The sequence below is a fragment of the Acinetobacter sp. YH12140 genome (assembly GCF_013418475.1).
In the GTDB taxonomy this organism is placed as follows: domain Bacteria; phylum Pseudomonadota; class Gammaproteobacteria; order Pseudomonadales; family Moraxellaceae; genus Acinetobacter; species Acinetobacter amyesii.
On record NZ_VPBZ01000007.1, the window covers coordinates 229,672 to 245,356 of the forward strand.

Consider the following 15,685-nt stretch of genomic DNA (forward strand, 5'->3'; position numbering starts at 1 on the left):
TCCACTACAACGTGAATCGGCAGATTTTAGTGCCATATTAAAGCATATTGATTGTGAAACTTTTATGACCATGGCCTATTTCTTTAGTAGGATCGATGGCTGATTTTTCTGATCGACCAACCATGCATTCATTTCCACTAAATCAGCTTCCGTTAATTTCCCAACGGAGGCTTTGAGTTGCAGTACATGTATTAAATAATCGTACTTAGAATTCAGATAATCTTGACGGGCTGAAAAGGCATTACGCTGTGCCAGTAGCACATCAACCATGGTTTTCAGGCCTTCTTGGTACTGGGCTTGTGAGGCCAAAGACACTTGCGCGGAAGAATCCATCGCGGCTTTACGTGCCTGTAATTTACTTTGATCCGTTTCGACTTGCATATAAGATTTTTTTACATCGGTTTGTGCTTTTCGAATTGCTGCATCCACCTGTGCTTGGCTTTTTTCAACATTGATCGCCGCTTGCTTAATGGATTTCTGTGTCCGTCCACCATTAAACACATTCCAGTTCATTTCAATCCCCACCTGATCAAATTGACCATCTTGCGACATAATGGATTGTGGACTTTGCTTGTTATAACCATAGGTCCCTACCGCTTCAATCTGAGGATATAAGGCAGCTTTTTCGACGCGTTTGCCATCTTCCGCATAACGTTGTTGCATACGCGCTTGTAAAATGCCTAGGTTCTGCTCCTGAGCCAGTTCTTCCCACGCTTGTACATTGTTTGGAATCGGTTTTTCAAACTGAAAATCTTCACGTAACACCGCCAAATTTTCTCGATATGGCCCAATCAACTGTTGTAATTGTTCCTGCGCCAAAACCAATTGAACATTAGTCGCCATGCGGTTGGCCCGAGCATTTTGATATTGAGCATTGGCTTCGCTGACATCACTTTTTGCCACCAAACCTTCTTTTAATTTAGCATTCATCATGCGCAGCTGTTCCGATAGCGCCTGTTCTTCTTGTAGGTTGGCAACCGTTAATGCCTGTTGGCGTAGGACATTAAAATAAGCTTCAGAGACATTTAAAATATGATCTTGTTTTTGAATCCGCAGATTGATTTCACTTAAATTAATCGAGGTCTTGACTTGCTTCAGCCCTTCCCATGCATCCCAACGAAAAATGGGCTGACGGGCAGTGAGCGCAATTTGTCTTGTTGTGGTGCTGTCTGGCATGATCAGCCCGGCTTGAGCGCCGCTTTGGTTGGAATTTTGATTTTTTCGGGTCACATTTCCGGAGATTGTTACCGTCGGGAGTAAGTTCCCATTGGCAATCCCCAAATTCAATTTATCCGCTTCATATTGTAGTTTATTGGCTTGCCAATTGGGGTCTTCTTGTTTTGCACGTTCATAAGCTTGCACAAGATCTAGCGCACACGCCCATTGACTCGTGAAAAGCAAACAAAGACCCACCACAACTTTTTTGTTCATTTTTTTTGTAAATTCCTAATATTCAAATACCCGAGATTGAATATTCAAGCCTAAAACTAAGCAGATACTAATCATATCCTTGCAAATTTCCGTATGATTTTTATTAATTTTTTATATCAAATGCGACAAAACCGGATAATTTCAGTCGTTTTCAGACACTACTCACAACGCTATAACAAAGAACTGTACAATAGTACACATATTGCACGTGTTTCATCTATAAAATAGTCGACATTCCATCGGACAATACCACTTCTATAGCGCATCGAGTTCCTGTGTCAAAATTTTTTCAGCTGCCTGCAAAGTTTAGTGCAATGTTTTTATGTTTCAGTATGTTGAATGGATGCCAACAACAGCCTGAACCTCAACCTGCACCAGAGTTTCCCAACAATAAGACTGTTCAAAAAGAAGCAGTCGATTTGTCTTTGCTGTGCAGAAAACTTGAAAAAAACATGCTGGAAATAGACGATCAACGAACAACTTTCGCTTTAGAACAAATCAACCAAGATCTCAAAGTCTGCTTACCGCTATTAAAAGCGGACGAACAAAAAAAATTACTGCGTTTGTCCAATCAAATGTATCGCAACTTTTTACATGTTGAACGTACAGCTCAACAGCAAATGGCGTTCGAACAATTTGCCTTTGATATGGCTCAGCATCCCACAATTCAACAAAATCATTATGAGCAGCTCACTGCCCGAGATCAATACTTACTGAAACATAAAGGCCAAGCCTATGTAGAATTGTTCGATGCAGGTGAAGGACAATTACGCTATCGCCGCAGTCCTGAATATTTAGCCAAAATTTTTGCGCCTTATATGGAAGAACCTGAGCAGGTCTTCATTGAAAAACTGGCTGAACAAAATGCACAACCCGCCTTGCTACAAAAAAGTTTAGCCATTGAGCCGCAAGAGATTGCAACACGTGCTATTTTTTGGGAAGACTATCTGAAACAATATCCAGATAGCCCCTACAAAAAAGATGCACAACAATTGCTATATCAATATAGCCAGTTGTTATTTATTGGTTCGGCACATAGCCCAGTTTCCAATGATTTTTCAGACCGCCTCAGTATTCAAGCCAGTTCTTTAGAAGAAATTGAACGTTTGGCTCAATTAAAAAACTCCACATTGGCAGATCAGGCGCGTTTATTTTTAAAATTATTAGATCAAAACACTGCCGCATCTAATCAGCGATCAGAAGCGCAGCTGTTGAATTTAATTGGTGTCCGTAATCCTGATCCGCATTATAAGAAAGATTGTTTTAGTGACGCCATCTGTGTAAATCAGTCCTCTACTTAGCCAATGCAAGTTCAATTGCACACGGACCTAGCCAAAATTCTGCACTGCAAAATCGATGAAAAATAACACTGTTTTAAAACAGCCTTCATGCTAATATCCGCACAAAGCTTGACGGAGCGCAGGTAATTTCCTGCTGAGATCATCTAAATTTAGTTCGCTAAATTTAAGGATGAGTACCGTTGAACCTGATCAGGTTAATACCTGCGTAGGAATCAAGCCATCTAAAAACTTAAGCCCTTCTTATCTCTTGGTTTTACGCCTTTATTTTCAGGTGAATCCATCAGATAAACTGCCACGTTTTTGGTCGTGCTTGATTCGTTGATGTCATTCATAAGGATCATTGCAATGAACCAATTAACGAATCTCACCGCTTCAGATCGCGCTGCTCAGCATGAACAAGATGCTAAAGATCTCACCCGTATTCTCCCCGCGTCAAAAAAAGTCTATATCCAAGGCTCACGTCCAGATATTCGCGTACCAATGCGTGAAATCAGTCTTACAGATACGCCTACAGGTCTGGGTGGAGAAAAAAATCTACCGATTATGGTCTATGACACCTCTGGTGCTTATACCGACCCCAATATTCAAATTGACCTAAATCAAGGTCTACCCAATGTCCGTGAATCTTGGATTGAGTCACGAAATGATACGGAAATACTCGATACCTTAACTTCAAAATTTGGACAAGAGCGTCTTCGAGATATTCGTACTGCAGAGATTCGTTTTGCGCATATTTCAAAACCCCGTCGCGCTCGTCGTGGACACAATGTGTCTCAAATGCACTATGCCAAACAAGGCATCATCACCCCTGAAATGGAATACATTGCGATTCGTGAAAATCAGCGCCAGCGTGAAGGTGTTGATATGCGCCAACATGCCGGTCAAAATTTTGGCGCACGCAATTTAACTGAAATCACCCCAGAATTTGTACGTCAAGAAGTGGCTGAAGGTCGTGCCATTATCCCTGCTAACATTAACCACCCTGAATGTGAACCGATGATTATTGGTCGTAACTTCTTGGTGAAAATCAATGCCAACATTGGTAACTCAGCACTTGGTTCAAGCATCGATGAAGAAGTGGCAAAAATGACTTGGGCAACTCGTTGGGGTGCTGACACCATCATGGATTTATCGACAGGTAAAAATATCCATGAGACCCGCGAATGGATTATTCGCAACTCACCTGTACCGATTGGCACCGTGCCGATTTACCAAGCTTTAGAAAAAGTTGATGGTGTCGCAGAGGACTTAACCTGGGAAATTTTCAAAGACACACTGATTGAACAAGCCGAGCAAGGTGTCGATTACTTTACGATTCACGCAGGCGTGCTGCTTCGTTATGTTCCACTCACCGCCAACCGTTTAACTGGTATTGTGTCACGTGGCGGATCCATCATGGCGCAGTGGTGCTTAGCGCATCATGAAGAAAACTTCCTGTATACGCATTTTGATGAAATCTGCGAAATCATGAAAGCCTATAATGTGTCATTCAGTTTAGGTGATGGTTTACGTCCGGGGTGTATTCAAGATGCTAACGATGAAGCCCAATTTAGTGAATTACGCACCTTAGGTGAATTGACTCACCGGGCATGGGAACATGATGTACAAGTCATGATTGAAGGCCCAGGCCATGTACCAATGCACATGATCAAAGAAAATATGGATCTACAACTCGAGGTTTGCAAAGAAGCGCCTTTCTATACCCTTGGACCACTCACCACCGATATTGCCCCGGGCTATGACCACATTACCTCTGCGATAGGTGCAGCAATGATTGGTTGGTACGGCACCGCGATGCTGTGTTATGTGACCCCGAAAGAGCACCTTGGTCTACCAGATAAAAAAGACGTCAAAGATGGCATTATCACCTACAAAATTGCAGCCCATGCCGCAGACCTTGCCAAAGGTCATCCTGGTGCGCAGGCTCGTGATAATGCATTATCCAAAGCACGCTTTGAATTCCGCTGGGAAGACCAATTTAATCTGAGCTTAGACCCTGATACAGCGCGTAGCATGCATGATGAAACTATGCCGAAAGAAGCACATAAATCAGCCCATTTTTGTTCGATGTGTGGACCTAAATTTTGCTCGATGAAAATCACACAAAATGTGAGAGATTATGCAAAAAATCAGCAAGATATGCAGCTTTCTTCAGAATCTAATCCTGAAATTGAAACAGGTTTACAGAGCATGAAAGCGGCCTATCATGAACATGGTCAAAAGTTGTACCACAAAGTGTAAAGCTTAAAAAAATCTTTTGTATTCAACAAAATCTCGGTTAGGATGAAATGGAAGATTTCATCCTAATTAGCGCTTATGAATATTATTAAACAGGCCACATATAACAAAAAAGATTACAGCATTGAAGGGCGTGAACATCTTTATAAAGGCTTTATTCAAGTTGAAAAAGTTCAGCTTCGACACCGCTTATTCCATCAAGACAGCATGATTCCAACCATTCAGCGTGAATTGATTCATCGTCCTGAAGCAGCAGGTGTACTGATCTATAGTCATCAACAACAAAAATTTGCCTTAATTGAACAATTCCGCATTGGGGCGATTGATGATGAAACTTCGCCATGGCAACTAGAGATTATTGCCGGCGTGCTCGATGGTGATGAATCTGCTGAAAGCTGCATCCGCCGTGAAAGTTTGGAAGAATCAGGCTGTGAATTAGATGCACTACAGCATTTATTTAGTTTTTATCCCTCTGCGGGTGCCTGCGCGGAATTATTCCACCTTTATAGTGCTGAAGCTGAACTTCCTGAACATGGCGGAGTCTTTGGCATGCCTGATGAAGGAGAAAATATTCAATTGCATATCTTAAACTATGCTGATATTCCTGAATTATTAACCAATGGTCGGCTAAAAAACGCACCTGTCATTATGGCCTTGCAATGGTTACAACAACAAATACATACTACAAGGAATGTCTAAGGGGAAGGACATGACTTTAAGGGATACACCACAATACGACTGGACACTGATCCAGATCTCGGACACACATTTAATGGATCAGGAAGATCTTGAATTTGTCCGCATGAATCCAGAGCAAAGTTTTCACGATGTGATTCAACAAATTCAGTTGAAACATCATCACATCGATACGCTTGTCCATACTGGCGATCTTGCACAAGTGCCGGTAGAGCGTACTTATGCGCGTTATCTCGAATATATGCAACAGCAGCCGTTTCCGTTTTATCAGATTCCGGGGAACCATGACGAAGCGTCTTGCTTCCCATTTCATCAACAGGAAGATCGTGCTCACTGCATCGCATTAGGCAATTGGTGTCTGATTTTACTGAACAGTGCGGTTAAAGGAAAAGTGGATGGTTGGGTATCACAACAGCAGTTGGAACAATTAGATCAGTTACTCACAGCACACCCACAGCAACACATCATTGTGGCATGCCACCACCACCCTTTTGCCATGCAATCGCATTGGATAGATCAGCATAAACTAAAGAACGCTGAACATCTGATGGATGTGCTTTCACGCCATGACAATGTCAAAATTGTACTGTGCGGACACGTACATCAAGACTCGTCTAATCAATGGCGCAATATTCAGTTTTTATCGACGCCTTCGACCAGTGTTCAGTTCAAACCGCATAGTGAAAATTTTGCCTTAGACGAAGCTTTACCAGGGTATCGTGCACTCTATCTGAATGATAATGGTGAATTTAAAACTGAAGTTGTTCGGGTCAAATTAAAACAACCTCAAATTAATGTTGAAATTTCAGGTTATTAACTTTTCAATTTGATTTTTTTGCTTTACTTTATGGCTTCTAAAGGAAAAGTGATAGTTAGAATCCAAACATCAAAGACTATCAATAAGCAGAAAAAGTCTATATGATGACGACCCCCACAGAAGGAAACTCTGTGTTGGGTGGATAAAAAACTTGCATATCACCATATTTTTTGCGTATAGATATATGCATATGATGAGGAATGCCCTACATGGCGAATGACAACCAAAATCAAGTCTTAGACGAACAAACTGATGTAGTAGACGAAAAGTCTACCAAACGCGTGCGCAAATCAAAGCCAAAGGCGACTGAAGGTGGTTCTACTGCAAGCTTATTTGGTATTGAACCTTATCAGCCTAAAAAGAATGAAGAATACATGTCTGAAGGGCAACTTGAGCATTTCCGTCACATCTTATTGGCGTGGAAAGCTGAGTTAATGTCTGAAGTAGACCGTACTTTGAATACCATGCAAGACGAAAATACTGCGCTTCCAGATGTGAACGACCGTGCAACGCAAGAAGAAGAATTTGCGATTGAACTTCGTACACGTGACCGTGAACGTAAACTGATCCGTAAAATTGAACAATCAATTGAAGCGATCAAAAATGATGACTACGGCTTCTGTGAAACGTGTGGTATCGAAATTGGCTTACGTCGCCTTGAAGCGCGTCCAACAGCGACTTTATGTATCGACTGCAAAACACTTGCAGAGATCAAAGAGAAGCAAAATAACGGTTAATTCTGTGTTGATTAATTCCTCTCTAGCCCTCCCTTTAGATAAGGGAGGGAAAGCTGCAGAGCATTACGTGGGTCGGTTTGCGCCATCGCCAACCGGCCCTTTGCATTTTGGCTCTTTAATTACAGCAGTCGCAAGCTACTGCGATGCCCGTGCCCATCAGGGGCAATGGGTGGTTCGTATCGAAGATACCGACATTCCACGTATATTTCCCGGCAGCGAAGAACACATCTTACGTTGTATTGATGCATTTCAATTCGAACCAGATGCCGAGATCATTTTCCAAAAAGACCGCCTCGAAATTTATGAGCAAGTCATTACGCATTTGCATGCAGAAGGCTTGGTCTATGCCTGTCAATGCACCCGAAAAATGCTTGGTTCGAATCATATCTATCAAGGCACATGTCGCAATCTGGGCCTTCCCCTTCAGGATCAGGCCATTCGAATCAAAGTCGATGCACAGAACATTTGTTTTACCGACCGCTTACAAGGGACGCATTGCTCCAATCTGCAACAAGATTTGGGCGACTTCGTCTTAAAACGCCGTGATGGCATTATCAATTATCAACTTGCTGTCGTGGTGGATGACTACCTACAAGGGATGACCCATGTCGTACGTGGAGCTGATCTTTTGGACAATACCGAACGTCAAATTTGGCTCGGACAGGTTTTGGGTTATCCACGCCTTGAATACATGCACTTGCCATTGGCAATGAATAATCAGGGACAAAAACTGTCAAAACAGAATATGGCTCAAGCTCTTGATTTAAGCCAAGCGGCACCTTTATTACAACAAGCATTGCAAGCCCTACACCAACCACCAGTCGACTTGGATACGCCGCGTATTATGCTACAACAGGCGATTGCGCAGTGGGATATTCAACAAATTCCCCATGGCACAGCATTGCCTCAAATCTATCAATAAACCCACATCCCTATCTGAGCCAATCACTCGATATTCAATTAATTATGCTTTAATAAAGTGATCAATCGACCATTGGAGAGCCTAATGTTTTTTATTTTTGCAGTTGGTCCGAAAACCAAAGTCATTGAAAAGAGCCAATTTACTTGCCCTGTCTGCCGCAGCAGAACTCAGTATGAGTTGAAACAGCAACGTAATTATTTTTCTTTATTTTTTATTCCATTGATTCCACTATCTCAAGCCAAGGCGAGCTTTGTCAAATGTCTCCATTGTGGAACGGAGATGCCAGCCAGTGTCCTCCACCATGCATCTCCCGATCCGCAACGAGATACCAATTTAGAAGCTTGATTCTTCTTTACTTGGGTTCACTTCTTTGGTCGTCGCATCGATCTTTAAGATCAGACTCACCATAACCGCACAGATAATCAAAGAAGACCCCCCATAACTAATAAACGGTAAGGTCAAACCCTTGGTAGGAAGCATGCCCATGTTCATGCCTGCATTCACCAAAATTTGCAGCAAGAAAATAATACTAATGCCATAAGCCAAGTAGCCTGCACGTAAGTATTGATGACGTAAAGCACGATGACCAATGCGAATACAGCAGATCAACATCACAAATGACAGCGTCAATACGGTCAAAATCCCAAAGAAGCCAAATTCTTCGCCCAAAACCGCTAACATGAAGTCGGTATGAGCCTCAGGTAAATACGACATTTTTTGAATACTATGACCCAAGCCGACACCAAACCATTCACCGCGACCAAAAGCCATTAATGCATTCGACAACTGGTAGCCTGCGCCTAATGGATCATTCCATGGATTTGAGAAGGACATCAAACGTTCTAAACGATAAGGTTCAAATAAAATCAAGAACACAAAGGCCATGATGATCGCACCAAAGGCAATTGCGAACTGAATCAACGGTGCTCCTGCGAGGAAGAATACCCCTAGCATGGTTAAGGCAATCACCACCGTCGCCCCTAAATCGGGCTCTGCCATGACCAAACCAACAGTTGCAGCCATAATCACTGCCAAACGCACCAAGCCCTTAATATTATTACGGACTTCTTCGGCACGCCGTACCACATAGTCCGCGGTAAATATCGCCATCATGACTTTGGCAACTTCCGAAGCCTGTAAGGTGAAACCAGCAATACGAATCCAACGTTTAGAACCATTGACCTCTGTCCCGACAGCCAATACAGCAGCCAGTAAGATAATCGTGATAATCCATAAAAAGAAAGTGTTATTAAACCAAACATTCAACGGCACTTTATAGGCGATATAGGCGGCGGCGGCGGCGGCGGCAATCGAAATCCCATGTCGTGAAATGTAATGAAAGGCATTTTCATGCATGCGTTCTGCATAGGGCATAGATGCAGATGCCACCATGATCGAACCAATACACAACAATGCCAAAACACAGAACACCAGAACATTGCGCACGTTGACCTCGGCAGGTAACCGAGGAAGCCAACGCTCTACAACTTCATTTATTCTATTTATGGTCGTCTGAGCCAACCCAGCCATACAACTTTCCTTATCGTTCTTTTAAACGAGTGCATTCACACAATCAACAAATTGGTGTCCACGCTCACTGTAGCCTTTAAACATATCAAAACTTGCGCACGCTGGAGACAATAACACCACATCATTGACTACCGCATTTTGTTGGCACAACTCAACCGCTTGTTTCAAACTTTCAGCATGAATCAGCGTGGTTGTCCCTTCAACCGCTTTTTCAATAATTGGACGATCTTCACCAATCAATACCGCAACTTTGGCATATTTTGAAAGTGAATCACGCAGCGCAGTAAAGTCCTGCCCTTTGCCTTGACCACCTAAAATAATCGCCACTTTGCCGCCTTTGGCTTCAATCGCAGCACCTAGACCATCAATCGCAGCTAAAGTCGCACCAATATTGGTGCCTTTAGAGTCGTTATAATAACGAACACCATGCACTTCTTTGACAAATTCACAGCGGTGTTCTAAACCTTTAAAGGTTTTCAAGGTTTCCAACATGCCTTCGAGTGGCAAACCAATCGCTTCACCCAAAGCCAAACATGCCAAGGCGTTTGCCACATTATGGGTCCCTTGAATATACATGTCTGCACTTTTCAGTAAACGCTCACGACCACGTGCCAACCAAATTGTGCCATCAGTATCGCGTAAAATACCAAACTGATTCATATCCGGTGCATTTAAGCCAAAGCTTTGCATTGGAGTAGCATCTGGAACCAATGGACGTGTTAATGAATCATCACGGTTATACACCACTTTTTTCACCGCTTGGAAAATACGATGCTTCGCAGTGTGATAGCCCATCATATCGCCATGACGGTCCAAATGGTCTTCACTCATGTTCAACACCACAGCCACTTCTGCTGCCAAGTTCGACGTGGTTTCTAATTGAAAACTTGAAAGCTCTAAAACATAAAGTTCAGGATCATCTTTGGTGAGATCCAAAGCTGGACGACCTAAGTTACCACCCACTGCCACTTTTTTGCCTGCATCTGCTGCCATAAGACCAAATAAAGTTGTTACGGTACTTTTCGCATTCGAACCTGTAATTGCGACAATCGGCTTATCTGTCGCACGACGTAAAATTTGAATTTCTGAAACCACAGGAATGTTGGCTGCAATGGCCGCCTGAATTTGCGGTAATTTTGGATCTAGCCCCGGGCTGATAATAATTTCTTCTGCTTGGAGTAATAAATCTTGATCCAACTGACCGAAACTGGTTTGTACATCACTTGGAATTTGATCATGACCCGGTGGAACTGCTCGTGAATCGGTGACTGCAACGCGGTAGCCATGGCTATGTAAGAAATTCACTGCGGAAACACCAGAAATCCCTAATCCGGCAACAACCTTCAATCCACCACGCTGTATTAACATTTTCGCCCCATTTTTTGGTCGGTTTTTAAATCTGACAAAATGTTAGCACTTTGCTGTTTTGAATGCTTTTTATGTTTTCACTTTCTCGCAGTTTTTTTGTGTCCGCTCGTAAAAAAACCGCCCATCTTGGGCGGTTTCTTCAAGCAATTGACGGTGAGTTTATTTCCATTTCACCGCTTGTACTTCAGCTTTTTTTGCAGATGAATTATCCGAAGCTGAACATCCACAACCGCCTGCACAGCCTGCGGCCATTTTGGGCTTTAACCATTTGGCTAAACTGTTCCAACCACGGTTTGCACAGTGCTCAGAAAAAGTTGTGAAGACTGAGTTCGATGTTTTTGGAAATACCTTCTTAAACACCACGACAGCACTCCAAATCACCAATACCGCAATAATTATTGATTCAAGCATGTCTCTCTCCTTTGTTCAGCTTTTGCCATTCACAATTCACAATCCAAAATAGCGTGTTGCAATTTGATACGTGATGAATGCCATTAGATAAGCCAAACCAAATAAATAGATAGTCATGAAACTCACCGTTTTCAAGGAGCCAGTTTCACGTTTAACTGTCGCCAGTGTCGCCAAGCAATGTGGCGCATAAATAAACCATACCAATAATGATAGACCGGTTGCCAATGACCAACCCAATGACCCATCGCTACTAATTAAATTTGCCAGACCTTGAGACATGGCATCTTCATCTGTTGCAGACAAGGCATACACCGTACCCAATGCCGCCACAACGACTTCACGTGCCGCCATCGCTGGAATTAAGGCAATACAGATCTGCCAATTAAAACCTAATGGTGCAAAGATCGGTTGTAATACATGCCCAAGCATACCTGCCAATGAATAATCAATATCCGGCAAAGTTGCGCCTTCTGGCGGTTGCGGGAAAGTACACAAGAACCATAATAAAATTGATAAAGCGAAGATGATGCCACCAACACGCTTCAAGAAGATCTTGGCACGGTCCAGTAAACCAATCCAAACACTCTTAATATCTGGGAAACGGTAGCTTGGAAGTTCCATCAATAAGGCATGCTGTGATTTATCTTTTTGGAAGAATTTCAGCACTGTTGCCACAATTAAGGCACTCACAATCCCGGCTGCATATAATGCAAATAACACCAAGCCTTGTAAATTAAAGACGCCCAAGACCATTTGCTGTGGAATAAATGCCGAGATCAGCAAAGCATAAACTGGTAAACGTGCCGAACACGTCATCAACGGCGCAACTAAAATCGTTACCAGACGATCTCGAGGGTCTTGAATACTCCGGGTTGCCATGATGCCCGGTACAGCACAGGCAAAGCTCGATAGCAGAGGAATAAAAGCACGACCACTCAGACCCGCTTTAAACATCAACTTATCTAGTAAGAACGCTGCACGTGGTAAATAACCTGATTCTTCTAACACCAAAATAAAGAAGAATAAGATAATAATTTGTGGGAGGAAGACAATTACGCCACCCGCACCTTCAATAATCCCTTTAACAACCAAGCTCTGTAGTAATGGATTGGAAATCATGCCACCTGCGGCTTCACCAACCCAATCCTGCACCCATTCAATACCATCCATAAACGGCGCAGCCCACGCAAACACCGCTTGGAAGATAATAAACATCATCACCGCTAAGGTAATTAAACCAAAGACTGGATGTAGAAAAATTTTATCGAGAAAGTCTGAGCGTTTATCTTCATGATCAACAAACACCACCACGTCTTTTAAAATTTGTTCAATTTTTTCGTGGTTAGTCCCAGAAAGATTGGTATCACTTAATGACGCATCTGGTTTTCTGAAACCTTCAGCATCCAAAGCACCCATTAAGTTTTCAATACCCGCATTACGTACAGCAACGGTTTCTACGACAGGCACACCCAAACGCTGAGACAGCTTTTGGGTATTGATTTGCATGCCACGACGACGTGCTTCATCCATCATGTTGAGGACAAGTAAAATTGGACGACCCAAATCGATCATTTCCATGACCAAACCGAGGTGCAATTTTAAGTTTGTCGCATCAACTACACATAAAAAGACATCTTGATGCCCTTCTTCTGCAATTTTACCTTGCACGACATCACGCGTAATCGCTTCATCAGGACTCGTCGCTTCTAAGCTATATGTCCCCGGCAAATCCAAAACTCGAACAGATTTACCCGATGGCAACGTAAATTGACCCACCTTTCGCTCAACCGTTACCCCAGCATAGTTTGCAACTTTCTGACGTGTGCCCGTTAAATGATTGAATAATGAAGTTTTACCACAGTTTGGATTACCAACGAGGGCAATACGTAACGCATCACTCATGCTGATGCCCCTTCCATTGCTATTTCCACTTTTTCAGCTTCTACTTTTCGCAGTGCGAAACGAGTAAACCCAACTTGAATTAAAATCGGGTCACCACCAAAAATACCTTTGGTAATCACCTGTACTTTTGTTCCGGGAACAAAACCCAAAGTCTCTAAACGGCTAGCGACTAAATCAGCCGGAGCATTGTTGCCATTCTGGTTACGATGTACCTTATGAATGACTGCGCTTTGTTTCACTTTCAAATCAGATAATCGCACGCAACTAACCCTAAAAAATTTTGAATATTATACAAACAAATGAGAATAATTAACAAATCGGATTCGATTTCAATTCTCATTTAACAATCTAGCATCGACACGACTATTTTTTTAAATTACATTGCATTAAACCATTGTGATTTCTTGGTTTAATTTCGAAAATGAGCGGCACATGTTAAATAAAAAACCACGTATTCCTACCCCAGTCCAAATTCCAGAAACACTCAGTTTTTTACACGGATATCGTGATGATTTAATAGCTCAAACCGTCAGTCCACATACACGAAATGCATATTTATCTGATTTAATTCAATGCAGTGAGTGTCATACGCATGTCATGACTGATTGGAGCAGTGACGACATTTCAGATGTCTTGCTTAGCCTGACGAAACAAGGAAAAAGCCCTCGCTCGATCGCCCGCTCACTTTCTGCACTGCGTTCATTTTTCAAGTTCTTGCGTGAACAAAAAATACGCAGTGACAATCCTGTTGCAATCCACAAAACACCCAAATTGGGTCGTGCCCTACCAAAGGATTTATCTGAAGCAGATGTTGAAGCCCTGATTAATGCCCCAGACCTCAACACCGCATTGGGTCTACGTGATCGTGCCATGCTCGAAGTGCTGTATGCCTGTGGTTTACGTGTCTCTGAGTTATTAAATTTAAGATTAGAACTGATCAATCTTAAACAAGGCTATTTACGAATTACCGGTAAAGGCAATAAAGAACGCTTAGTTCCTTTAGGTCAAATGGCGGTGGAATGGATCGAGAAGTATTTAGCTGAAGCACGTCCCGTCTTATACAAAAGCGCAACCGATGCTTTATTTCTCACTCAACTCGGTGGAATGATGAGTCGCCAAAACTTTTGGTACGCGATTAAACGCTATGCGCTCATTGCAGGCATTCAAGCCGAATTATCACCACATACCTTACGCCACGCCTTTGCCACGCATTTGCTCAACCACGGTGCCGACTTACGTGTCGTGCAGATGCTGCTCGGCCACAGTGACTTGTCTACCACGCAAATTTATACCCATGTCGCGCAGATTCGTATGCAAAAATTACATGCAGACTATCATCCGAGAGCTTAACGGCAGGAAATATCAGACCAAGAAGTTCTATTGTGCCCGATATTTTTTGCTATGCTTACTCACCTGTTTGATAAAGCTAAAAGAAAAGGGTTGTTTATGTTATTTACCCGTTCAAAAATTTTTCTCGCATCGACACTTGTTGCCAGTATGGCGTTAGTGGCTTGTTCTAATTCAAATAATGACGAAAAGAAAGATGCGACATTAACGGCAAGTACGCCTGCAACTGGTGAAGCTTCGAATTTATCTGAACGTAATGCTCAGCAGCGTTTAATTGATACTTTGCAATCCAATCTGCAAAAAGCCAATATCAATGCCAAAGTCACTGGGGTGAAAGCGACTGAAGTTCCTAATTTGTTTTGGGTAAGCTTTGAAGGCATGCCAGCGGTCTATGCTACAGCTGATGGTAAATATATTTTCCAAGGCGACGTGGTTCGTTTAGGTGAAAAACAACTCTTTAATGTAGGAGATACCTTACAAGCAGAGGCCAACAAAAAACTATTTGATCAATTAAAAACTGAAGACCTACTGATCTATAAAGCCAAAGGTAAAACCAAACACGTGGTTTATGTGTTTACCGATGTCAGCTGTCCTTATTGCCACAAATTACATGAACAAATGGATGATTTTAATGCCCGTGGCATTGAAGTCCGTTACATCGCTTGGCCACGTGGTGAACAACACATGCCAATGATGGAATCTATCTGGTGTAGCAAAGACCGTCGTGCCGCATTTGATAAAGCCATTGCCGGTGAGCGAATCGAGCCAGCATCATGTAAAAACCCAGTGCGCAGCATGTATGAAATGGGTCTAAATATTGGTGTGAATGGTACGCCAGCGATCTATAACGCAGAAGGCAAACACATCGGTGCTTACATGTCGGCTTCCGAACTTGAAAGTGCGCTTAAATAACTAATTTTTATAGGCTAAATGAATGTTTTTTATGGGTGGGAATAAAGTGATTTCTACCCTAGAGTCCGAACGT

Annotated in this window: 15 protein-coding genes and 1 riboswitch; of the genes, 9 read left to right on the top strand and 6 right to left on the bottom strand. The window is 42.6% G+C overall.

All coding sequences use genetic code 11. The features are described 5' to 3' along the window. Positions 1-75: 75 nt before the first annotated feature. Positions 76-1,431 carry a TolC family outer membrane protein gene (locus FTU75_RS12120; RefSeq protein ID WP_180116046.1) on the bottom strand — a complete coding sequence of 452 codons (1,356 nt, stop codon included), beginning with the start codon at positions 1,429-1,431 and terminating at the stop codon, positions 76-78. A 314-nt stretch (positions 1,432-1,745) separates the two neighbouring features. Here FTU75_RS12120 and FTU75_RS12125 point away from each other — a divergent pair, with 314 nt between their 5' ends. The 7 genes from FTU75_RS12125 to FTU75_RS12155 all read left to right on the top strand — a co-directional run bounded on the left by FTU75_RS12125 (position 1,746) and on the right by FTU75_RS12155 (position 8,487). After that, a complete protein-coding gene (locus tag FTU75_RS12125) occupies positions 1,746-2,732 on the top strand; it encodes a hypothetical protein (RefSeq protein ID WP_180116090.1) in 987 nt (328 codons plus the stop codon). 102 nt (positions 2,733-2,834) lie between these two features. Beyond that, a riboswitch (TPP riboswitch) is annotated at positions 2,835-2,961 on the top strand. Between the two features lie 116 nt (positions 2,962-3,077). Then, positions 3,078-4,973 (top strand): phosphomethylpyrimidine synthase ThiC, encoded by a 1,896-nt coding sequence (gene thiC / locus FTU75_RS12130; protein WP_180116047.1) that lies wholly within the window; start codon positions 3,078-3,080, stop codon positions 4,971-4,973. Between the two features lie 75 nt (positions 4,974-5,048). Continuing rightward, positions 5,049-5,669 (top strand): NUDIX domain-containing protein, encoded by a 621-nt coding sequence (locus FTU75_RS12135; RefSeq protein WP_111884865.1) that lies wholly within the window; start codon positions 5,049-5,051, stop codon positions 5,667-5,669. Between the two features lie 10 nt (positions 5,670-5,679). Further along, positions 5,680-6,483 carry a 3',5'-cyclic-AMP phosphodiesterase gene (gene cpdA, locus FTU75_RS12140; protein WP_180116048.1) on the top strand — a complete coding sequence of 268 codons (804 nt, stop codon included), beginning with the start codon at positions 5,680-5,682 and terminating at the stop codon, positions 6,481-6,483. Positions 6,484-6,692: 209 nt separating this feature from the next. Next, positions 6,693-7,220, top strand: a complete 528-nt coding sequence (gene dksA / locus FTU75_RS12145) for an RNA polymerase-binding protein DksA (protein WP_078189438.1) — start codon at positions 6,693-6,695, stop codon at positions 7,218-7,220. 4 nt (positions 7,221-7,224) lie between these two features. Further along, entirely contained in the window at positions 7,225-8,142 is a 918-nt protein-coding gene (gene gluQRS, locus FTU75_RS12150; RefSeq protein ID WP_373685869.1) for a tRNA glutamyl-Q(34) synthetase GluQRS, read from the top strand. A gap of 84 nt (positions 8,143-8,226) precedes the next feature. Then, positions 8,227-8,487, top strand: a complete 261-nt coding sequence (locus FTU75_RS12155) for a zinc-ribbon domain-containing protein (RefSeq protein ID WP_180116050.1) — start codon at positions 8,227-8,229, stop codon at positions 8,485-8,487. On the opposite strand, the gene ftsW is transcribed toward FTU75_RS12155, so the two are convergent. The 5 genes from ftsW to FTU75_RS12180 form a co-directional block, all read right to left on the bottom strand. After that, complete coding sequence (ftsW, locus tag FTU75_RS12160; RefSeq protein ID WP_078192579.1) at positions 8,476-9,672, bottom strand: putative lipid II flippase FtsW; 1,197 nt, start codon at positions 9,670-9,672, stop codon at positions 8,476-8,478. The genes FTU75_RS12155 and ftsW overlap by 12 nt on opposite strands. Before the next feature lie 21 nt (positions 9,673-9,693). Further along, entirely contained in the window at positions 9,694-11,040 is a 1,347-nt protein-coding gene (gene murD, locus FTU75_RS12165) for a UDP-N-acetylmuramoyl-L-alanine--D-glutamate ligase (RefSeq protein WP_180116051.1), read from the bottom strand. A gap of 159 nt (positions 11,041-11,199) precedes the next feature. Beyond that, a complete protein-coding gene (locus tag FTU75_RS12170) occupies positions 11,200-11,451 on the bottom strand; it encodes a DUF6587 family protein (RefSeq protein WP_180116052.1) in 252 nt (83 codons plus the stop codon). A gap of 36 nt (positions 11,452-11,487) precedes the next feature. Next, entirely contained in the window at positions 11,488-13,353 is a 1,866-nt protein-coding gene (locus FTU75_RS12175; protein WP_180116053.1) for a ferrous iron transporter B, read from the bottom strand. Further along, positions 13,350-13,613 carry a FeoA family protein gene (locus tag FTU75_RS12180; protein ID WP_078189444.1) on the bottom strand — a complete coding sequence of 88 codons (264 nt, stop codon included), beginning with the start codon at positions 13,611-13,613 and terminating at the stop codon, positions 13,350-13,352. The genes FTU75_RS12175 and FTU75_RS12180 overlap by 4 nt, the downstream gene beginning before the upstream one ends. 172 nt (positions 13,614-13,785) lie before the next feature. Between FTU75_RS12180 and xerD the strand changes: the two genes are divergently transcribed. After that, entirely contained in the window at positions 13,786-14,703 is a 918-nt protein-coding gene (gene xerD, locus FTU75_RS12185) for a site-specific tyrosine recombinase XerD (protein ID WP_180008059.1), read from the top strand. A 96-nt stretch (positions 14,704-14,799) separates the two neighbouring features. Beyond that, a complete protein-coding gene (locus FTU75_RS12190; RefSeq protein ID WP_180116054.1) occupies positions 14,800-15,612 on the top strand; it encodes a DsbC family protein in 813 nt (270 codons plus the stop codon). Positions 15,613-15,685 lie beyond the last annotated feature (73 nt).